The organism is Tautonia sp. JC769, assembly GCF_040717455.1.
Taxonomy (GTDB): domain Bacteria; phylum Planctomycetota; class Planctomycetia; order Isosphaerales; family Isosphaeraceae; genus Tautonia.
In genome coordinates this window covers 1-20,634 of the sequence record NZ_JBFEFH010000027.1, presented here as the reverse complement: position 1 = coordinate 20,634, position 20,634 = coordinate 1, and the positions used below count along the sequence as shown (strand labels likewise).

Annotated in this window: 13 protein-coding genes; 6 read left to right on the top strand and 7 right to left on the bottom strand. The window is 68.3% G+C overall.

Going from position 1 to position 20,634, the window contains the following annotated elements:
• Window positions 1–118 precede the first annotated feature (118 nt).
• From AB1L88_RS21730 to AB1L88_RS21720, 3 genes are all read left to right on the top strand, one after another.
• Window positions 119–1,057, top strand: coding sequence for a nitrilase-related carbon-nitrogen hydrolase (locus tag AB1L88_RS21730; protein ID WP_367098797.1), 939 nt, complete (start codon window positions 119–121; stop codon window positions 1,055–1,057).
• A 101-nt stretch (window positions 1,058–1,158) separates the two neighbouring features.
• Window positions 1,159–4,926 carry an FG-GAP-like repeat-containing protein gene (locus AB1L88_RS21725; protein WP_367098796.1) on the top strand — a complete coding sequence of 1,256 codons (3,768 nt, stop codon included), beginning with the start codon at window positions 1,159–1,161 and terminating at the stop codon, window positions 4,924–4,926.
• Window positions 4,927–5,014: 88 nt separating this feature from the next.
• Window positions 5,015–5,506 carry a hypothetical protein gene (locus AB1L88_RS21720; protein ID WP_367098795.1) on the top strand — a complete coding sequence of 164 codons (492 nt, stop codon included), beginning with the start codon at window positions 5,015–5,017 and terminating at the stop codon, window positions 5,504–5,506.
• Between the two features lie 19 nt (window positions 5,507–5,525).
• On the opposite strand, the gene AB1L88_RS21715 is transcribed toward AB1L88_RS21720, so the two are convergent.
• Genes AB1L88_RS21715 through AB1L88_RS21700 form a run of 4 tightly spaced genes read right to left on the bottom strand, consistent with a single transcriptional unit; the run spans window position 5,526 to window position 11,195 of the window.
• On the bottom strand, window positions 5,526–7,958 hold the full coding sequence (locus AB1L88_RS21715; protein WP_367098794.1) for an O-antigen ligase family protein: 2,433 nt from the start codon (window positions 7,956–7,958) through the stop codon (window positions 5,526–5,528).
• The gene (locus AB1L88_RS21710) at window positions 7,955–9,091 is read right to left on the bottom strand and encodes an MraY family glycosyltransferase (protein WP_367098793.1); all 1,137 of its coding nucleotides are present in this window, start codon (window positions 9,089–9,091) and stop codon (window positions 7,955–7,957) included. The genes AB1L88_RS21715 and AB1L88_RS21710 overlap by 4 nt, the downstream gene beginning before the upstream one ends.
• The gene (locus AB1L88_RS21705) at window positions 9,088–9,417 is read right to left on the bottom strand and encodes a hypothetical protein (protein ID WP_367098792.1); all 330 of its coding nucleotides are present in this window, start codon (window positions 9,415–9,417) and stop codon (window positions 9,088–9,090) included. Before AB1L88_RS21705 ends, AB1L88_RS21710 begins: the two co-directional genes overlap by 4 nt.
• Window positions 9,414–11,195, bottom strand: coding sequence for a proline--tRNA ligase (locus tag AB1L88_RS21700; RefSeq protein WP_367098791.1), 1,782 nt, complete (start codon window positions 11,193–11,195; stop codon window positions 9,414–9,416). Before AB1L88_RS21700 ends, AB1L88_RS21705 begins: the two co-directional genes overlap by 4 nt.
• A 406-nt stretch (window positions 11,196–11,601) precedes the next feature.
• On the opposite strand from AB1L88_RS21700, the gene AB1L88_RS21695 reads away from it, so the two are divergent.
• Window positions 11,602–12,783: a multiheme c-type cytochrome gene (locus AB1L88_RS21695; protein WP_367098790.1), complete on the top strand. Its 1,182-nt coding sequence runs from the start codon at window positions 11,602–11,604 to the stop codon at window positions 12,781–12,783.
• On the opposite strand, the gene AB1L88_RS21690 is transcribed toward AB1L88_RS21695, so the two are convergent.
• Window positions 12,784–13,857, bottom strand: a complete 1,074-nt coding sequence (locus AB1L88_RS21690) for a hypothetical protein (protein WP_367098789.1) — start codon at window positions 13,855–13,857, stop codon at window positions 12,784–12,786.
• A 187-nt stretch (window positions 13,858–14,044) separates the two neighbouring features.
• Here AB1L88_RS21690 and AB1L88_RS21685 point away from each other — a divergent pair, with 187 nt between their 5' ends.
• Both AB1L88_RS21685 and AB1L88_RS21680 read left to right on the top strand, forming a co-directional pair.
• The gene (locus AB1L88_RS21685) at window positions 14,045–18,193 is read left to right on the top strand and encodes a PVC-type heme-binding CxxCH protein (RefSeq protein ID WP_367098788.1); all 4,149 of its coding nucleotides are present in this window, start codon (window positions 14,045–14,047) and stop codon (window positions 18,191–18,193) included.
• Window positions 18,194–18,238: 45 nt separating this feature from the next.
• Window positions 18,239–19,189, top strand: coding sequence for a glucosamine-6-phosphate isomerase (locus AB1L88_RS21680; RefSeq protein WP_367098787.1), 951 nt, complete (start codon window positions 18,239–18,241; stop codon window positions 19,187–19,189).
• Between the two features lie 88 nt (window positions 19,190–19,277).
• On the opposite strand, the gene AB1L88_RS21675 is transcribed toward AB1L88_RS21680, so the two are convergent.
• Together AB1L88_RS21675 and AB1L88_RS21670 are read right to left on the bottom strand one after the other, a co-directional pair.
• Window positions 19,278–19,754 carry a hypothetical protein gene (locus AB1L88_RS21675; RefSeq protein ID WP_367098786.1) on the bottom strand — a complete coding sequence of 159 codons (477 nt, stop codon included), beginning with the start codon at window positions 19,752–19,754 and terminating at the stop codon, window positions 19,278–19,280.
• Window positions 19,755–19,843: 89 nt separating this feature from the next.
• Window positions 19,844–20,473, bottom strand: coding sequence for a redoxin family protein (locus tag AB1L88_RS21670; protein ID WP_367098785.1), 630 nt, complete (start codon window positions 20,471–20,473; stop codon window positions 19,844–19,846).
• Window positions 20,474–20,634 lie beyond the last annotated feature (161 nt).

Genomic DNA, 20,634 nt, shown 5'->3' with positions numbered 1-20,634 from the left:
TCGTCGGGGCCCCCGGCCCCGGACTTCGAGATCACCGAGTTCGCGGCCGATGCCTGCCGACGGAACCGCGTCCTCTCCCTGCCTTCCGCCCGCATTGGACCTCAGCGAGCCGACCTCGATGGCTGCACCCTCGCGCTACTACGCCGCCGCCTGTCAGACGGATTTGCCCTGTCCGAGATCCCGGGACGAGCTGCCGGCCCGGGTCGATCGCCTGCTGGGGATGGTGGATGCGGCGGTGATCGGCTACCGTCCCTTCTTCGACATCCGGCTGGTGGTCTTCCCCGAGTTCGTCCACGCGGCGCCGATTTACGAGACGCCGGAGGAGCTGCTCGACCGGCTCGCGGTCCCGATCCCGAACGAAGCGACCGACCGCTACGCCTCGAAGGCGAGGCAACACGGGGTCTACATCCAGGCGGGGACGTTTCTCGAATCGGACCCGAAGTGGCCGGGGAAGGTCTTCAACACGACCTGCCTGATCGGCCCCGACGGCATCCTGGCGAAGTACCGGAAGGTGAACCCGTGGCTGCCGTGGGAGGTCCATTCCAGCCCCCACGACCTGCCCGGCTATGACGAGCCGATGTTCCCGGTCGCCGAGACGGAGATCGGCCGACTGGGGGCGGCGATCTGCTACGACTGGCTCTTTCCCGAGGTCCTCAGGGCGCTCGCGCTGGGAGGGGCGGAGGTCCTGGTCCGCGTCTCGGCCTACATGGACCCGTGGGGGGCGACGCCGCCGATGGACTGGTGGACCCTGTTCAACCGGGCGAGGGCGGTCGAGAACCTGGCCTTCGTGGTGGCGTCGAACCAGGGGGCGTCGTTCCAGAATTACCCGCCGTTCTCCTGGCCGGGGGGGAGCATGATCGTCGACTTCGACGGCCGGATCCTCTCGCAGGCCGACCCGGGGCCGGGGGAGAAGATCGTCGTCGGGCCGATCGACCTGGCCGCCCTGCGCGAGGAACGGGAGCGACGGCAGGGGCATGCGCTGCTGTCGCACCTGAGGGCCGAGGCGTATACTGGGCTCTACGCCCGGCCGATCTACCGCCCGCCCGGCCGGGACTGACGCAGCGAAGGGTCGTCGAGGGATCGGGACGACCTGGGTTCGCTGCGAGCGATCTCCGCCCTTCAACCTGCGCCGACCTCTCACCTCGGAGTCTCGTGGCGATGCGGTATGCGACCCGCGATCGATCGACCCTGGCGGTCGTGCTTCTGGCGGTTCTTGGTGTGTCCGGCTGCGGTTGGTTCCGGGGCCAGGCTCCCGAGGCGGACGTGGCGATCGAGGGCATCCCCGCGTCCTCGGTCGACGAGGTGCTCGACGCCCATTACGCCGGGCTCGGGCACATGGAGCGTTACGAATACGCCGACGCAGCCACTCGGTTCCGGGAGGTCCGCCAGGCCGCTCCCGACTGGCAACCGGGCAAGATCAACCTGGCGATCGCGCTCCTGAACCAGACCGGCGAGGCGATTGCGGAGGAGGACGGGGGCGATGCCTCCTCCGAAGGGGGGCAGAGCCGGTTCGACGAGGCGATCGGTCTGCTCGACGAGGTACTCGCCGAGGACCCGGGCAACCTGCATGCGCACTACTGCAAGGGGATCATCCTTGAGCAGGTCGGCCGCTGGCAGGAGGCTCACGAGGAGTTCTCGGCCGTGGTGGCGGGCGACCCGAACGACGCCCACGCCCTCTACTGGTCGGCCGTGACCATGCCCGACGACTCGGGCCAGGAGCGGGCCGCCCTGTACGATCCCGGCAAGCTCGTCGAGCCGCTGGAGCGGGCGCTGGCGATCAACCCGTATCTCGTCCCGGCACTCTACAACCTCTCGCGGGCGTACATCCGCCTCAGCCACCTTGCAGAGGATCCCGAGACCAAGGCCGACTTTAAGAACCGATACGACCGCCTCACCGAGCAGAAGAACCGGCTCGATCCCCAGCGGAGTGAGCCGCCGCCGGGCATCGGCGACACGGCGGCCAAGGTCTACGGCGAGATGGGGCAATACGCCGATGTCGTCGGCCCGCCGTCGCGCAGGCCCTCGACCTCGGACACGACCCCGCCGGAGTTCGGGGCCTTCCGGGTCGCAGAGGTGACCCTGCCCGCCGGCGACCGCTGGGCCTCGGCCGACGATTTCACCGGCCCGCTGGAAGTGGTCGGCCGGGCTCGGGAGCGGTTCGGGGCCGGGGTCGCCGCGTTCGACGTGGACCGCGACGGCAAGCTCGACCTCTACGTGACGGCGGCCGTGGCCGGGCCGGATGGGGTGCGGGATGCCTTGCTCAGGAACCTCGGGGGCGGGGCCTTCGAGGACGTGTCGGACGCCTTCGGCATCCCGAGCGATCGCGCCAGCATCGGCGTGGCGGCGGCCGACTTCGACGCCGACTTCTTCCCGGACCTCTACCTGACGGGCGTCGGGCCGAACCTCCTGCTGCGCAACACCGGCGAAGGACGCTTCGAGGACCTGACCGAGGCGACCGGGACCGACGGCGGCGACGCCGTGAGCGTGACGGCCCGATGGCTCGACCTGGACCTCGATGGCGATCTGGATCTGTTCGTCGTCAACCACTGCGAGGCGGCAGACGCCGAAGCCGCGTTCACCGATGGCGCGGTGGGCGGGGCCTTCACCGTTGCCTACCGGAACGACGGCCAGCCGGTCCCGCAGGAGACGGGGACGCCGCTCTCATTCGCCCCGCTGGCGGTGGAAGGACCGAAGGCGAACGCCGTGGCCGGCCTGGAGATCGCCTTCTCGGAATGGAGCGACGCGGTGGCCCTGCAGGATGCCGAGGTGCCGCACGTCAGCGTCGCGGCGCTCGATATCGAGGGGGATCGCGACCTCGATCTCGTCCTCGCCGCCGACGGCCAGCCGCTCCGGGTGATCCTCAACGACCGCCTCGGCCAGTTCCACGCGGTGGATCTGACGGTGGACAACTTGCCCCGGCGATTGGGCGGCTTGCTCGTCGTCGACCTCGATCAGGATGGCCGGCCGGACCTGGTCGCGACCGGGGCGAACGGCCAGGCGATCGCCTGGCGGAACGCGACGGAGGGCAGGGGGGAGACGCTCGAACTGAAGTTCGACTCGTACCCGATCAACGGCCAGGGCTGGCGCACCGCGAGCGTCGCCGACCTGGATCTGGATGGCTTGCCCGACCTGATCGCGACCTCGATCGAGGGCGAGATGCCGACCTGGGCCCGGAATGAAGGGGACCGGTTGACCGCTCGGCCGCTCCTCTCGATGCCGGCGGGCGAGGAGGGAGCGGCGGCGATCCTGGGAGGCGTGTACGTCCCCCTGATCGAGGAATCGCCGCTCCCCGAACTCCTGCTGGTGCGGGACGGGCTGCCCCCGATCCTCGCCGGCAACGCCGGGAACGGGAACCGCTGGCTGGGGCTCGACCTCGCCGGGCGTTGGAACATCTATCCGGAACTCATGCGAACGAACCCGCATGGCCTCGGGACGGCACTCTCGTTGGAAGGTGCAAATCTGTCGGTCCACTATCATCACACGACGACCGAGTCGGGCACGGGGCAGTCGATCGCCCCGGTCGTGCTCGGCCTGGGGGATTCGGACCTGGTGCCCTTGATTCGCCTGCGATGGCCCGACGGGGTGATGCAGACCGAGCTGAACCAGGCGGCCGACGTGACGATCACCCTCGCGGAGAAGAACCGGAAGACCGGCAGTTGCCCGGTGCTTTTCACGTGGAACGGCGAGCGGTTCGTCTGCATCGGCGACATCCTCGGCGGCGGGGGCATGGGATACCTGGTCGCGCCGGGGGTCTACAGCCAGCCCGACCGGGATGAGATGGTCCACATCACCGCGGAGCAGTTGGCGGAGCAGGGGGGCGTGTACCGCATCTCGATCTCCGAGCCGATGGACGAGGTCGCGTATCTGGATCACCTGGTGCTCGACGTGGTGGATCGGCCTCCGGGGGTCGAGGCTCACCCCGACGAACGGTTCGCCCCGGGTGGCAATCGGCCGAGCGGCGAGCTGTACGCCTGGCGCGAGACGATCGCCCCGGCCTCGGCCTCGGACCTGGACGGGAACGACGTGACGGAGCTGCTCGCCGAACGGGATCGCCGCACGGTGGACACGTTCAAGCGGCACATCCGCTGGATCGGCTACGCCGAGGAGCACGGGGTGGTGCTCGACTTCGGCGACCGGCTTTCCGAGTTCGGGCCGGAGGATCGCCTCGTCCTGTGCATGAACGGCTGGGTCGAGTACCCGTACTCTCAGACGAACTATGCGGCCTCGACCGCGGGGGTCGACCTGCAACCGCCGGTCCTGGAGCGGCTCCGTGAGGATGGGACCTGGGAGGTGATCGAGCCCGACCCCGGCTATCCCGCCGGATTGCCCCGGATGACGACGCTCGACCTGACGGGCAAGCTGCTCGGCGATCGCTGCGTCTTGCGGATCAGGACGAACATGGAGTGCTACTGGGATCAGGCCTTCATCGCCCTGCGTGATGCCGAGGCTGAGGAGCGACTGCGCGTCTCGTCGCTCCCAGTAGCCCGGGCGAAGCTCGGCCCGAGGGGGTACACCCGGGAGGTCTCGCCCGACGGCCGACTCCCGCTCCTTTACGATTACGACTATGTGGACCCGGCGCCGCTCGCCCCGTTCGCCGGTCGCCTGACGCGGTTCGGGGATGTGGTCGAGTTGCTGAGAGCCGATGACGACCGGCTCTGCCTGGTCGGTCCGGGCGACGAGGTCCGGGTCGAGTTCGACGCGACCGCCCCCGCGTTGCCGGAAGGGTGGACGCGGAGCTTCGTCCTCCGGTCGTACGGCTACTGCAAGGACGCCGATCCCTTCACGGCAGGCAGCGACACGGTCGGCCCCTTGCCCTGGAAGGGGATGCCGGAGTACCCGTTCGAGGAAGGGGTGGAGCGTGCGAAGGATCCTGACTATCAGGAGTATCTCGACACGTATCAGACCCGGATCGCGGGAGGGGATTGAGCGATCGAGAGGGGTGGGCGGTGCCCGGGACTTCCCATCCCTTGAGCGTTGCGGTTGAAGTGGATCGGTTCGAGCGGAGTCGGATGTGATGGACGAAGCCGGTGGGTGCTGCGGACTCCTGGTCCTCCTGGTCGTGATCGTCCTGGCCATCGTCGTCTGGCGAGGGATGCGACAAGAGGCGGGACCGGCTCCTCCTCCGCCGGCCCCGGTGGCCGAATCCGGGGAAGCCGGTCAGGCAGGGCCTCGCGCAGGAGACCAGGCCCCACCGCCCGAGGAAGCGAGGCAGCTTGCCCCGGTCGGCCGGGTCCCGATCGGGGCGCGGGCGGCCCTGCTGGTGGTGGGATTGCTCTATTGCGTCGGCCTGCTGTTGATTCGCCCCGCCGCGCGGCGTGCGAAGCGAAACGGGGCGAGCAACCAGCAAGCCGCCCTGACCGCGCTGACCCTCTTCGCGATGAGTCCCGTCGTCGTCCCGGTGAAGGGGATCTGGTACGGGCTCGGTGCGGTCGGCGAGGCGCTGACGCGGAATCCCGAGGATCGCGCCAAGCCGAGCAAGCCCCGAGGGCTCGACGACCTCGACTGAGGATGCACCTCTGCGTGAGTTACGGGGCCGATGGGGGCGCGTCGCCCTCGGTGCTGGTCGGCTCGGTGGTTCCCGGGGATTGCCAGGACGGGATCGAGGCGAGCAGTCGCTCGCGGGTCGCCTCGGGGAGTTTCTTGTCGAGGTGGGGCACGCGGGCGTCGAGGTCGAGGGCCAGCTCGGCCTGCTCGACGGCTCGTGGGTACTGGCCGACGGCGGCGAGCGCCTCGGCGGCTCGGGCCCGCTCGATGGGGCGGGTTGGGGCGAGTTCGGTGGCGATGGTGTACGAAGCGTCGGCGATGATCTCCCTCAGGCGATCACGAGCGGCTGAAGGCAGATCGGGTCGAGCCTGCAAGATCCGGCGGGCGGAGCTGATCCGGGCCATCCGGACATCGAGCGACCGGGGGTCGCGAGGAGGGGTCCGGGCAGATTCGAGCAGGCGCTCGATCCGGTTCCAGACGGCATCCTCGGGCGGGGCACCCCGGCTCAGCCAGGCGACCAGTTCCAGCTCGGCGAGGGCGAGGTAGGGGCGGGTCGCGTAGAGATCCGCGTCGATGGCACGATCGAGCAGGTCGCCGACCCGATCGAGGTCGTCCTGCCGAGGGGCGGTCGGGCGCTGGGCGAGCAGGGAGTCGGCCCGGTTCATCAGGGTCTGCGATCGCCAGTAGGGGGAGACGGTCCCGTAGAAGGTGCCGAGGATCGCCGCCAGGACCGCCGCGGCCGTGAAGGAAAAGAATAGCCCCGGGGCCTCGCGGAGCCGGCCGGAGGGGCGATCGTCCCGCAGGTTCAACCCGAGGGCCGACAGGCCCCAGAGCATCGACGCGACCGGGGCGTAACCGATCCCTCCCGCGGCGAGCAGGTTGACGGCCACGGCCAGGATCGCCGCGCCGAAGGCAACCGAAGGGATCGCGACGCGGCCCCAGAGGGGCCCGGCCAGGGCAACGGCCAGCCCCCAGCCCAGTCCGAGGATGAGCCAGCGGATCAGGCCCTCGTTGTCGTCGGTGAAGATGACCAGGTCGCCCAGCAGGAGGACGCCGATCCAGCCGCCCAGGCCCGCCCACAGCAGCAACGATCGGGCGCCGTTCGGCCCGATCTCGGTCGGCGGGGGCTCAACCGGCCGATCCGAAGGGCTCTCGGCCAAGGCCCCGGATCGAGCAGGTCCGAACAGATTCCAGAGCGCCAGGAGCAGGCCGAGGACCAGGAAGACCAGGGCGAACAGGCCGGCGGTGGTCCAGACCTCCAGGAGGAGGTTGTGCGGGTCGACAATGTCCTCGCTCGCCTCGACCAGCTTGTGCACGCGGTACTCGGGGCGGAAGTTCCCCGGGCCGAGGCCGGTGAGCCAGGTGTTGCCGTCGGTCAGCACGCGCCAGGAGCCGACCCAGTACTCGACCCGGTATCTCAGCGAGAGGCTAGACTGCGTGATCACTTCCCGGTCGAGCAGGCCCAGTTGCCAGAGTCCGATCGAGGCCAGCGCACCGAGGGCGATCAGGCTCAACGTGCCGCCGACCACCGCACGCCGGCCGAGCCGAGGCGCCATCCAGACCGCCAGGATCGCAACGCCGACCACAAGGCCCACGAAGGCGCTCCGGCTCTTGGTCAGGAGCAAGACGACCAGAATCGCCAGAAAGGGGATGGCGGCCATGAGGAGCGAGAGAAATGTTGGCTTCGGGGTGCCAGCGGAGTCATCTCGCCCGGCTCGGGTTCCAATCCCGACCATGACGAGGGCGATGAGCAGCACCAGGGGGCCGACGATGTATCCGGCCAGCGAGTTGGCCAGGGCGAAGGTGGCGTAAGGCTCTCGGGAAAAGAGGACGCGGTTGACGAACTGCTCGTACTCGGGGGAGCCGGGGGCGGCGTTCACGCCGAGCATCGCCAGCATCCGCGCGGGGTTCTGCTCGAACTGGGCGCGGAAGGCAGGCAGCTCGACCCCGGCCTGATAGAGCGCGTAAGCCGAAACCGCCGCGGCCGTCGCCGCGAGGGCACCGGCGAGGACTCGGGATTCGCCACGGGATCGGGGCAGGTTGCGGAACAGGACATACACCACGCCGACGCCGACCCACTGCCAGGCCAGGTTGATGGCGACCCGGCGATCGAGCGCCCCGGAGGCACTGAGGCCGACCGAGGCGATGAGACCGAGGATGGCCAGGTCGGCCCATCCGAACCGGAACCGGAGGGTGCGCTCCATCATCGCCCCGACGACGGCCAGGGCCGCGACGGCGAGCAGGGCGAAGGTCCAGGGCAATTGGGCGCCGGTCTCGAGTTCGGTCGTCCCCTCGGCGGGCCAGTAGGCCCGGGCGACGACCAGTGCGGCGGTCAGGCCGAGGGCGAGCCGGCGGAGGTGTTCACCGAATCGGGAGGCATCGTCCGGGACCGCCGCCGGGGGTCGGAGGGTCTCCGGGGGAGTCTTCGATCGTTTCCGAGCCTTGCCGGATCGCCCCGCCATAGGAGGAGTCATCCCGTTGTGGTCGAAGGGGCCGGAGCAGGGGAGTCTGTGCTCTCCCCCGATCGCTTCGGCCGCGAGAGTTCCAGGATCGCCACGACCCCGAGGACGCAGAGCGTTTGCGAGGCGACCACCGAGGCCCCCCAGCCGTCGAGCCGATGGAGCAACAACGCCCCCAGGCCCCCGGCGAGCGTGACCAGATAGATCGTCCGCACGGCCCAGGGCGGGGTCAACCCTCGCTCGACCAGGCGATGCGAGAAATGGCTCCGGTCGGCCTGGAAGGGGCTGCGGCCCTCTCGGAGCCGAATCAGGATGACCGAGATCGTGTCATAGAGCGGCACGGCCATCACGAGCAACGGGGCCAGGGCGCCGAAGGGGGAGAAGTCGGAGTCGGGATTGTCTCGGGTGAAGGTCCCGACGACGGTCAACGCACCGAGCAGGAAGCCGAGGAAGTTGCTCCCGGCGTCTCCCATGAACAACCTCGCCGGCGCGGAGTTGTGCACCAGGAATCCGGCCAGGGCACCGGCCAGGACGAGCAGGACCGCCGGCACGAACAGGGCGCCGACGGCGATCTGGGCGCCGACGAAGAGCAGGGCGACGATCAGGCCGACCCCCGCGGAGAGCCCGTCCATGTTGTCGAGGAAGTTGAACGAGTTGGTCAGGCCGACGACCCAGAGCAGGGTGACCGCCCATCGCACGGGAGCCCAGCCGAAGGGGCCGAACAGGGTGATCTGCGCCCCGGCCGCGATCAGGCCGACCGCCGCGAGCACCTGGAGCCCGAGCCTCGGTTTCCAGTCGATCCGGAAGCGGTCGTCCACCAGGCCGACGAGCATCATCCCCGTGGCCAGGCCGACGATGATCCAGAGCTGCCCGACGCGGAGGAGCGAGCCCTCGGCGTAGTCGGCCACACCTCGGGGCATCGGCAGGTCGAGGGCGACCCACGCCGTGCCCAGGCCCAGGACCAGCACGAATGCGCACCAGATGGCCACGCCGCCGCCGAGCGGGGTCGGCGCCTTGTGGGCCTTCCGGCCCCCGGGCGTGTCGATCAGGCCGACCCTCGGCGCGGCCCATCGGACGACCCAGCAGAGCAGATAGCAGAGGAATCCGCCCACGCCGAACAAACCCAAACCGGCCAGGGCTTCGCTCACGAGGAAGCCTCCGGGCGGTCGTCGTTCGGGTGTTTCGGCTCGGCGGCGGAGGCGTGCTCCGGCCGGGCCGCATGATGGCGATTCTGACGGAGGGTCAGGGCCGCATCGAGGATGCACGAGCCCATGAGCAGCAGGAAGCCGATGGTCACGATCCCGAAGGTCCACCACTCGACCGGCCGGTCGGGGGGCCAGCCGGGCCGGTCTCCGCCCCGGCCGACGAGGACGATGGCCATCGGCCCGCCGAAGGTCATCATCGTCAGGAGGATGAACAGGAGCATCGGCCGCAAGCGGGGGGGCAAGCCTGGGCCGGTCTTCGAGGGGCTCATCCGGCATTCCCTCGACGAGAGGCCCGTTTTTCGGCCCGCTCATCCACGCGCTGCTGCTCGGCCTGGCGGGCATTGATGAGGTGGTTGACCACTTCCTGGGGCGCGTTGTCGGCCGAGACGGTGAGGGCCTGCCCTTCGTGCCGCCACTTCAACTCGATCTTGCCTTCCTTGAGACCTCGCTCACCGATGACGACCCGGAGGGGGATCCCGATGAGGTCGGCGTCCTTGAACTTCGGTCCCGGGCGCTGGTCGCGGTCGTCGATCAGGACGTCGACCCCGGCGAACTTCAGGGCCTGAGCGACGTCGTGAGTGAGCTTCATGACCTCGCCGTCGGGATCGACCTGCAAGGGGACGATCAGGACTTCGTAGGGGGCGAGGCTCAGCGGCCAGATGATGCCATTGGCGTCGTGGCCGGCCTCGACCGCCGCGGCGACGATCCGGTTCACGCCGATCCCGTAGCACCCCATGATCAGGGAGCCGGTCTTCCCGTCGGCGTCCTGGAACTGGGCCCCCATGGCGTCCGAGTACTTCGTGCCGAGCTTGAAGACGTGGCCGATCTCGATGCCGTTACCGACCTGGAGCGCCTCGCCGCACCGGGGGCAGGGGTCGCCGGCCTCGGCGTTGCGGAGGTCCACCACCCGGTCGATCGAGAAGTCTCGGCCGGGGACGACGTCCTTCATGTGCACGTCTTCCGCGTTGCCGCCGACGACCACGCGGGGCATGACCGCGACGGAGGGGTCGACGGCCATCGGGATCTTGATGTCGATCGGGCCGAGGAATCCCATCGGCGCCCCGGTGGCCTTCTCGACCGTCTGCGGGTCGGCCGGTTCGAGCGAGGCGGCGTTGAAGGCGCGGCGGACCTTCCCCTCGTTCGCCTCGTGATCGCCCCGGATGAGGGCGGCGACCGGCTTGCCGTCGGCCAGGAAGACGAGCAGCTTGGCCGTCTCCTCGGGCTTGACCTTGAGGAAGGAGGCCACCTCCTCGATCGTCCGCTTGCCGGGGGTCTGGACGGGGGAGGCCGGCGGGACGTCGCTGGGGGCGGGGGGGTGCCCGGCCTTCGCGCCGATCTCGGCCTTCTCGACGTTCGCCGCGTAGCCGCAGGAGCCGCAGTGGATGAGCAGGTCTTCGCCCGAGGGGGACGGGACCATGAACTCGTGCGAGGCGTCGCCGCCGATCGGGCCGCTCTCGGCCTCGACCGCGACGTACGGGAATCCGCAGCGATCGAAGATGCGGCAATACGCCTCGTACATCCGGTCGTAGCTGGCGTTGAGGTGATCGAGGTTCGCCCCGAAGCTGTAGGCGTCCTTCATCACGAACTCGCGGGTCCGGACGATGCCGAACCGGGGCCTCGGCTCGTTGCGGAACTTCGTCTGGATCTGGTAGGCCGTGACCGGGAGCTGTCGGTAGGAGGTGATGAAGGCCCGGGCGATGTCGGTAATCACTTCCTCGTGCGTCGGCCCGAGGCAGACCTTCTTGTCGGCCCCGAGGTCGAACTTGATGAGCACCTCGCCCATCGTGGCGACCCGGCCGGTCTCCTCCCAGAGTTCCAGGGGGTGGAGCGCCGGCATCAGCAGTTCGAGCGCCCCGGCCTCGTCCATCTCCTGACGGACGATCTGCTCGGCCTTCTTCAGGACCCGGAGCCCGAGCGGAAGGTATGAGTACGTCCCCGCCCCGAGTTGTCGGATCATACCGGCTCGCAGCAGCAAGACGTGGCTCGGCGCCACGGCGTCGGCCGGAGATTCCTTCTGGGTCGGGATCAGGGCGTTCGACCAGAGCACGGTTTCCACTCCCGGTGCAACTACGAAAGCGAGGCGACAATGAAGGGCAAGCGCGAAGCGGATCGAGACAGGGGCACGGTCGACTCGCCGGCGCTTCCGGATCGACCGACATTCCGAGCGTTTCCCGTGAAACGGAATCGGGAGGACGATCCGGACCATGGAACGACCGCCAACCCGTTCGGAACGAGCGGGCTTGGGGTGACGAGTCTACCAGAATCCCCCCCCTCGGAAGAAGAAGTCGACGGGTTGAAGGGGAACCGATAGACTCAATCGGCACACTTCGTCCTGCCACTCCTTCACGTCGGCGATTGAGCGATCGGGAGCACTCCCCACAATGGCCTCGCACGATTCCGGCCCTGAGACGACTCCACCGCCTCCTGAGACAGCTGCTCGGGTCCGGGAAGCGATGATCATCCTGGCGGTGTGTGTGATGGGGGTCGGCGGTCTGATGTGGGGCTTGAATCGGAAGCCCGCGGCGATCGATGAGCCGGCACGAGGGGCGTCGTCGATCCACCCGGCGGGGATCATCGCTCGGGAGGACTTCGTCGGCGACGCCGCGTGCGCCGAGTGCCACCCCTCGATTGCCTTCTACCACGACCAGAACGGCCACAGCCGGACCTTCCGCCGGGCGGCCGATCGGTCGCTGGCCGACCGGCTGGATGGCCGGGTCGTGACCGACCCGGAACGGCCGGGGGTGTCCTGGGAGTTCCTGCTCGACGACGATCGGTTCTGGGTCGAGCGGAGGCACGGGAACCGGGTAGATCCGCTGCCGATCGAGTTCGCGCTGGGGTCGGGCTACCATGCGACCACCTTCGTGACTCGGATCGAGGACGACGACGATCGAGGCGGGGGCAGGGGGGATCTGGCCCTCCGAGAACACCGCCTGTCCTATTTCGCGGACGATTCGATCCGGCTGACCCCGGGACACGCGGAGGCCATCCCCCTGCCGGGGACCGACGCGCTGGGGCGGATCGTCCGGGGAGACGAGGCGTTCGACTGCCTCTCCTGCCACGTCACCTTGACCTCGGGCACCGACCCGGACCGGTTCGACGAGGAGACGATGATCCCGAACGTGACCTGCGAGCGCTGTCACGGGCCCGGCCGATCGCACATCGAGGACGCCCGCCGCGGTCTCGACGCCGATTCGATGGTCATGCCGTTCGGGACCGGCCGGAATTCGACCGAGGACCAGATGCGGCTCTGCGGCGCCTGCCATCGACACCCGGCCGACGCGCCGCCGAACACGATCCGCCCCGACAATTCCGAGCTGATTCGCTATCAGCCCGTCGGCCTGATGCAGTCGGCCTGCTACACCCGGAGCAACGGTGCCTTGAGCTGCACCACCTGCCACGACCCCCACCGCCGACCCAGCACCGACGCGACCTTCTACACCGCCGCCTGCCTCTCGTGCCACACGCCGACCCAACCGGAACAGATCCCGTGTCCGGTGTCTCCCTCGCAGGACTGCACCTCGTGCCACATGCCCCGGCTCGACTCGGGGCAAGGGATCTTCTTCTCGGACCACTGGATTCGCGTGAGAGAAGACCTGCCCACCCCGCCCGTCGATCACCCGACCGAAACCGATTGATCAGGGCGTGGGCGAGCCTGTCGTGCCTTCCAGCGGCGCGCCATCGCCGGTCCTCCCGGCAGGCGAGGCTTTCTCCGCCGTCAGAGCCTCCGAAAGCGCGGTAACCGCCCAGCAGGTCGCCGAGACGGAGATGAACGACGACTCGCCGTGCGGGTCGCCGTTGTCGAAGATCGTCTGGAACGGTCGGGCGCGGGTCTGGACGAACCAGGAGCCGTCGTCGCACTGGGACTCGATCAGGAAGGAAATCCCGCGCCGATAGGCGGGGTCGGCCGTCGATAAGCCGGTGCGGGCGAGCAGGGCGAGGGCCTGGCCGGTGGCGTAGGCGTCGCTCGCGCTCTCGGGGTCGTCGAGCTGAGACCAGCCGCCGTCGTCACGCTGGGCGGCCAGGATGGCGGAGCGCGCGGCGTCGACGGCTTCGGGATCGGCGTCGAGCAGCCAGAGGCCCCAGAGCTTCGCCGCGCGGTCCTCGGCGTCGGCCGGTTTGACCTGGAGGAGCCAGTCCCTCGCCCGTTGCTCGGCACGATTGGCGAGGGCGCGGTAGGGCCGCGGGGCGAATTGCTGGATCCCGTAGGCGGCCAGGGTCGAACACATGATGTGCGACCCTTCGAGCGGAGGCCGCCCGCTGTTGCTCTTCCAGCGTCCCGACGATTCCTGGTTCTTGAGCAGGAACCCGACCATCGCGTCCGACAGTTCGTCGCGCGGCCGGCTTCCTTCCCAGAACGCCCAGAGCCCGTAGCCGACAGTCATGGACGAACCGCCGATGCCAGCCCCTTTTTCGAGCTGTTCGAACCGGGTCTCGAAGGAATCGGCCGAGAAGGCGACGATCTCGGCCAGCAAGTCCCGGTCGGTCGCGATCCCCGCCCGATCGGCAGCCACCATGGCCATCGCCGGGAGGGTCTGATGGTGGCAGGTGAAGCAGTCGCGGTGATTCGGGTAGTTGCGTGCGGCCGCCTCGACGCGGACGAGCCCGCGCTCGATGCTGCCGCGGATCGCCTCGGCCGTTGGCGCGTCGTCGGCGTGGGCAACACGAGCGGCGATGAAGGGGGCCAGTAGCAGCACGGCCAAGCACCGCATGCAACATCTCATGGATCGTGTCTCCCTGCGTTCGAGGCGGTGGTCTCTCGGTGATTGTCCCCCTCAACCCTCCGGGGGACAAGTCACCGAATTGAGCGGCGGGGGAATCACTGGTATGGTGATCCGTCGGAGCCGGACGCCCGCGAGGTCTCGCCCTCTCCCCGCGACCTGTGAATCGAGACGCGCCATGAGTTGCTCACGACGGAACTGGATGGTGACATGGGTGGCGTGTGCCACACTGTTCGGGACGCTACCGGCGGTGGCTCAGGAGGGGACGACGTCCCTCGGCGGGGTGGTGCCGACCGACGCCGAAGGCCGACCCCTGAATCTCGGCTTCGAATCGGGGACGCTCGACGACTGGACGGCCGAGGGAGACGCCTTCGCTGACCAGCCGATCGAGGGGGACACCGTTGCCGCGCGGCGATCGGACATGGCGAGCAACCACGAGGGCCGCTTCTGGGTCGGAACGTTCGAGCGAGCCGGGGATGAGCCGAAGGGATCGCTCACGTCGGTCCCCTTCACCGTCACCCATCCGTTCGCCAGCTTCCTGGTGGGAGGAGGGGCGCACCGGGGGACTCGCGTCGAGCTTCGGCTGGCCGACTCGGAGCGGGTCGTGGCCGAGGCGATCGGCGAGAATGCCGAGGACATGAGCCGGGTCGTGGTGGACCTGTCGAAGCACGAGGGGGAGCGCATCCAGATTCGGCTCGTGGATGACGTCTCCGGCGGTTGGGGGCATCTCAACTTCGACGACTTTCGGTTCCACGGGGAACGCCCGAACGTCCCCGCCCGCGACCCGCTTCCTCCGCAAGATCAGATCGCCCACTCTGGTCTGTCTCCCGAGGAATCGGCCGCGGCGATGACCGTCCCGGAAGGGTTCCGGGTGACGCTCGCCGCGGGAGAGCCGGACGTGGTGCGGCCAATCGCCCTGGCGATCGACGACCGGGGGCGTGTCTGGGTCCTCGAAAATCACACCTATCCCTTTAAGGCACCGGAAAGGGAGGGGAAGGATCGCATCCTCATCTTCGAGGACGAGGACGGCGACGGGCGGTTCGACTCGCGGAAGATCTTCACCGAGGGCCTGAACATGGCGACCGGCCTGGAGCTGGGCTTCGGTGGCGTGTGGGTCGGGGCCGCTCCGGAGCTGTTGTTCATCCCCGACGAGGACGGCGACGACGTTCCCGATGGTGAGCCGGTCGTCCTGCTCGACGGCTGGGGCCTCGAAGACACGCACGAGACGCTCAACAGCTTCACCTGGGGGCCGGATGGCTGGCTCTACGGCTGCCACGGGGTCTTCACGCATTCGAAGGTCGGCAAGCCGGGGACGCCGGATGAGGAGCGTATCCCGATCAACGCAGGCGTCTGGCGTTACCACCCGACGAAGCACGAGTTCGAGGTCTTCGCCCATGGCACGAGCAACCCCTGGGGGGTCGACTTCGACGAATATGGCAATTGCTTCATTACCGCCTGCGTGATTCCTCACCTCTACCACATGATTCCCGGCGGGCGTTACCAACGTCAGGCGGGACAGCACTTCAACCCGTACACGTACGACGACATCAAGACGATCGGCGATCACGTCCACTACCTCGGCCGCACGCCGCACTCCGGCAACGACCGCTCCGACGCCGCCGGCGGAGGGCACGCGCACTCCGGTCTCTTGATCTACCAGGGGAACGCCTGGCCCGAGGAGTATCGCGGCTCGCTCTTGATGAACAACATCCACGGCGCCCGACTGAACCGCGACCTCGCCGAGCCTTCCGGCTCCGGATTCGTCGGCCGCCACGCCCCCGACTTCCTCCTGGCCAACGACCGCGCCTCGCAAATCCTCGCGTTCAAGCAAGGACCGGACGGGAACGTCTGGATGATCGACTGGTACGACCTCCAGCAATGCCACGTCCCGAACGCGAGTGTTCATGACAGGAGCAAGGGACGAATCTTCAAGATCTCGTATGCTGATGCGGAGCCGACCAAGGTCACCGACCTCCGCGAGCAAGAAGAGTGGGTGCTCCTCTCCGAGGCGATGCAGTTCGTCCCAATCGTCAAAGACGGGGCGGTCGAATTCCGTGAAGACCTGAGCAATCCCTGGTCGGCGCGGCACGCTCGCCGTGTCCTGCAGGAGCGTGGACTCTCTCCGCGAGTGAGGGCGGGCCTCGAAGAATTCTTCATTGAGGGGATCGGAGCCGGAGCCGTGAGCGGAGTCCGGAGACCTTCTCCGCCGCCGCGTAGGCTTGGGGAACCGGGGCGGCTCCGACAACTCTGGGCTCTCCACGCAACGGGAGGCCTCAACGAAGCTGTGATTGAACGGGGCCTCTCGGACGAAGGCCCGCACGTCCGCTCCTGGACGATCCGCCTTGCGATGGAAGACAGGGCCCCCTCGGATGCAACCCTTTCCACCTTCGTCGAGCTGGCGAAGTCCGACCCCTCACCAGGCGTCCGACTCGAACTCGCCTCGGCGCTCCAGCGGATGCCGGTCGATTCTCCTGCCCGATGGGCCATCCTTGAGGCCCTCACCACCCACGCCGAGGACGCGGACGACCACAACATCCCGCTCATGCTCTGGTACGCTCTGGAACCGAGTGCGACGAGCGATCCGGGCCGGGCGCTCAGCCTGGCATCGCGGTCGCCGATCCCGAGGCTCCTGGAATTCACGGTTCGGCGAATCGGGGCCATCGGGACGGACGAGGCGATTGCAATGCTCGTCGATGGCCTGGCCTCGGCCGAGTCGGTGGGGGGACGAAAGACGATCCTGGGCGGAATCAATGAGTCCCTCCGGGGTCGTCGTCAGGTGCGGATGCCCGAGCGATGGCCGGCCGTATTCCGGATGCTGCTCGACGAGGGAGACGCCGACCTCCGGTCGCAGGGGACCGCGCTGGCCCTGACCTTCGGCGATGCGTCGGCGCGGGATGTCCTGCTCGACCTGGTGACGGATCGGGCGGCCGATCCGGACCTCCGGCGCGAGGCGCTCGACGCCCTCCGCCGTGCCCGGGCACCGGGCCTGGCGGGACAGCTTCGCCACCTGATCGGGGACCCGGCGGTGAGGGGACCGGCACTGCGGGCGTTGGCGGACTTCGACGACGTGGAGACGCCCGAGTCGGTCCTGGAAGCGTACCCCGACTTGCCGCTCGCGGAGAAGCGAGACGCCCTGAACACGCTCGCCTCGCGGCCGTTCTACGCCCGAGCCCTGCTCGATGCGGTGGGGCAGGGGACCGTGGCCGCGAGCGACCTGTCGGCCGATCTGGTGAGACAGTTGCGCAACCTCGATGATGAGGCCGTGACCGCGAAGATCGCCGAGGTCTGGGGAACGGTCCGCGACACCCCCGCCGACCGGGCCGAACGGATCGCCGCGTCCAAGGAAATGCTCACGTCCTCACCCGAAGTTGAGCCGGATGTGGCGCTCGGCCGCGCCGTGTTCGTGAAGACGTGTGCGCAGTGTCACGTGCTGTTCGATCAAGGCGGGAACGTTGGCCCCGAGCTGACCGGCTCGAACCGGGCCGACCTGGATTACGTGCTCTCGAACGTTCTCGACCCGTCGGCCCTGATCGGCAAGGACTATCAGGCGCATCTCGTGGCCACGAGCGACGGCCGTATCCTCACGGGCATCATCAAAGGCGAAAGTGAGGATGCAATTACGCTCCTGACCGCGAATGAGACGATCACGATCCCGCAGGACGAGGTAGAGGAGCGTCAGCTCAGCGACCTGTCGATGATGCCCGACGACCTCTGGGCCAATCTCTCAAACCACGAGATCCGATCGCTCGTGGCCTACCTGGCCAGTCCGGCTCAGGTGCCGGTCCTGCTCACGGCAGATACGGCGCAGATGATCTTCAACGGCGAGGATCTGACCGGCTGGGTCGGCAATCCGGAGTTGTGGAGCGTCGAGGACGGCGCAATCGTCGGCAAGACCGAGGGACTCGGGCGCAATGAGTTCCTCAGGAGCGAGCTACTCGCCGGGGATTTCCGGCTCACGCTCGATGTGAAGCTCATGCCGAACACTGAGAACAGCGGCATCCAGTTCCGCAGCGACCCCTTGTCCGAGGGAGAAGTGAAGGGCTACCAGGCCGATGTCGGCGCCGGCTGGTGGGGCAAGCTGTACGAGGAGCACGGCAGGGGCCTGCTCTGGGACACCCCGGGGGATCCTCACGTGAGGCCGGGCGAATGGAACACGTATGAGATCGTCGCCCAGGGATCGACGATCAAAACCTCAATCAACGGCAAGCCCTGCGTTGACCTCGACGACCCCGAAGGAGCCCGCCGCGGCATCTTCGCGCTGCAACTGCACTCGGGAGGGCCGATGGAGGTCCGCTTCCGGAACCTGGTGCTCGAACCGCTCGACTGAATCATCCACCAGACGCCAAGCCCCCTTGATGGAGCCCGCCCGCGCATGAACCTGCTGACCACCCTCGCCGGATCGATGATGGAAGGGTTCCTCCCTTCCGGCTGGGACCTCGCCAAGATCGACGCCTGTTGCTCTCATCCCGCGGAATCGGTCACGGAACGCCAGGCGTTCTGGAACGATCGCTTCGAGCCGATCCCCTGCAAATCGGTCGACGATTTCGATGTGATGATGGGCCACGAGATCGCCAAGAAGATCCGAGACGCCCGCTCGCAGGGGCGGGAACTGGCCATGATCCTCCCCGTCGGCCCGATGGGGATGTATCGCTGGGCCGTCTACTTCCTGAAGGAGTGGGGGGTCTCGGCCGATCACGTCCACGGGTTCAACATGGACGAATGGTCGGATGCCTCGGGCAACACCTTGCCGGCCGACGATCCCGGCGCGTTCACGAACGCGATGGAGGCCGCGTTCTACGGCCCGCTCGGTTCGGCGAGCGTGCCGAAGGAGCATCGCTGGTTCGCCACGTCCGACCGGCTCCCCGAGTACGGCGAACGGATCGCCGACCTGAAGAAGGGGGGGGCGGAGCTGGTCGTCATTTTCGGGATCGGCCGGGTCTGCCACATTGCCTTCTGGGAGCCGCACTTCGCGTGCGAGTATCCCGACGTCGAGACCTGGAAGGCCCAGACGCACCGGATCGGCGCTCGGCTCCACCCGCTCACGATCGAGCAGAACGCGTTGACCAGCTTCAAGAGCCGGACGACGCTCGTGCCGGCCTTCGCCAACACGATCGGCCCGGGCCTGTTCCTCCAGGCGGACCATATCATCGGCGGCTGCGACGGCATCCTCGGCCGGGGGATGCAGTGGCAGGGGATGAGCCTCTGGATGACGCTCCGCTACGGCCCCGACCCCTGGATTCCCAGTTCGTTCATGCCCACCTTGCCGGGACGCCTATTCTTCCTGCAGGAACTCGCCGGGCCCCTGGAGCCGGAGATGAACTGACCGGGCATCCCACTACGGTGGGCGGAGGAGTCGGGGGGCGGTGTTCGCCCCCCGACGCGTTCGGGATCGGTGCCGGGGTGATTCGGGATCACTCCTGGACGTTCGGGAGATCGCCCGGGGCCTCGTCCTGGTCGCCTGAAGCCGCGCCGGGGTCGGGACTCACCAGGACGGGAGATCCTGGATCGTCCGTGGAGGTTGACGACGCAGGGGCCCGGAGCAGGGTTCCCCGGCTGATGCCTCCCTGGCAGCAGTCGAGAGGGGCGGCGCCGGGGGAGGCAGTCGGATCGTCCAACCCTTGCTCAGCGGGCGGCACCAGACACGCCTTGGTGTCCTCGTCGGCCATCAGAGGGCCGCACGATTCAGCAAGGGGAGGGGCTTCGGCGTCGCACGGCAGGGCACCCGAGCCGCTGCTGACGCTGCATGCGGGCTGGCCCGTGCCCTCGCCGAACAGGCGGTCGAGCCCTTCGGGATGGAGGTACGCATAGCCGGTCGAGAGGCCGAGGAACGTCACGGCGAAGAGGCTCGTGCCGCCGATCGGACGTCGGGGGTGAGTCAGCAATCCCATCGTATCATGCGCTCCGTTTGGGGACAGGAATCGCTTGAGAGGAGTCGAACGTAGATGCGCTGCCCGCAGATCGGACACGGCGTTGAAGGTCACGTATCCTCGCCGAAGTCGGGCAAGGTGCAGCCGATGGCCTCGGTTCGAGGCTCGCGAACCGGATCGCCGGACAGCACGGCGGAGATGGCGTCGAGCAGGTCCTCCGATCGCACGATCTGCCTGCGCCGGCCAAGGTCGTAGAACCGGTCGTTGATTCGTCCCAGATAGCGCACGACGCCCTGGTCGTCGAGCACCACGGCGGAAGGTACCGTTTCGACGCCCAGTTCCCGGGCGAGGCGGCCCGCGCCGAGGCGGCCGATCGGGAATTCCAAACCGTACTCCCTGGCGTGGGAGGCCACCTGGGCATCGGTCAGGTCGGCATCGACATAGAGGCCGACGAACCGCACGCGGTCGGAGTCGAACCGAGCGGCGAGCCGGTTCAGCGTCGGGCTGTACTGGTTCGAGTTCGGGCAGGGAGTCCACAGGAAGACGATCGCCAGCGCCCCGCCATCGGGAGCCTGCAGGGACAACGGCGATCCATCCAGCCCCAGGACCTCCGTCTCGAGACGTCGCGAATCTTGTGGATCAGTCGCGGCGGAAACCGGGATGCTGCAGGCCGCCAGCGTCACCCCCAGGGCGAAGGCGCCTCGGAGGAGGCGTCGATGCGGTGCCGGGTGTTCGGACATGAGATGGGGTCCCTCCATTTTCTTGAGGGTACTCCAGGACCGCGTTCGGAGTTTCGAGGCCCAGGGGGCCGGAGGGGAACGCTTCGTTCCCGCTTGTCAGTGCTCAGTCTATCGAGGTTCGCTCGAGGACGCTCGGCAATTTTCTCGGAGTCGGACCGGGC

Excerpts from the sequence above, each read along its gene's own strand:
- AB1L88_RS21730 (WP_367098797.1), top strand. The coding sequence starts at position 119 with ATGGCTGCACCCTCGCGCTACTACGCCGCCGCCTGTCAGACGGATTTG.
- AB1L88_RS21725 (WP_367098796.1), top strand. The coding sequence starts at position 1,159 with ATGCGGTATGCGACCCGCGATCGATCGACCCTGGCGGTCGTGCTTCTG.
- AB1L88_RS21720 (WP_367098795.1), top strand. The coding sequence starts at position 5,015 with ATGGACGAAGCCGGTGGGTGCTGCGGACTCCTGGTCCTCCTGGTCGTG.
- AB1L88_RS21715 (WP_367098794.1), bottom strand. The coding sequence starts at position 7,958 with ATGACTCCTCCTATGGCGGGGCGATCCGGCAAGGCTCGGAAACGATCG.
- AB1L88_RS21705 (WP_367098792.1), bottom strand. The coding sequence starts at position 9,417 with ATGAGCCCCTCGAAGACCGGCCCAGGCTTGCCCCCCCGCTTGCGGCCG.
- AB1L88_RS21695 (WP_367098790.1), top strand. The coding sequence starts at position 11,602 with ATGATCATCCTGGCGGTGTGTGTGATGGGGGTCGGCGGTCTGATGTGG.
- AB1L88_RS21690 (WP_367098789.1), bottom strand. The coding sequence starts at position 13,857 with ATGCGGTGCTTGGCCGTGCTGCTACTGGCCCCCTTCATCGCCGCTCGT.
- AB1L88_RS21685 (WP_367098788.1), top strand. The coding sequence starts at position 14,045 with ATGAGTTGCTCACGACGGAACTGGATGGTGACATGGGTGGCGTGTGCC.
- AB1L88_RS21680 (WP_367098787.1), top strand. The coding sequence starts at position 18,239 with ATGAACCTGCTGACCACCCTCGCCGGATCGATGATGGAAGGGTTCCTC.
- AB1L88_RS21675 (WP_367098786.1), bottom strand. The coding sequence starts at position 19,754 with ATGGGATTGCTGACTCACCCCCGACGTCCGATCGGCGGCACGAGCCTC.
- AB1L88_RS21670 (WP_367098785.1), bottom strand. The coding sequence starts at position 20,473 with ATGTCCGAACACCCGGCACCGCATCGACGCCTCCTCCGAGGCGCCTTC.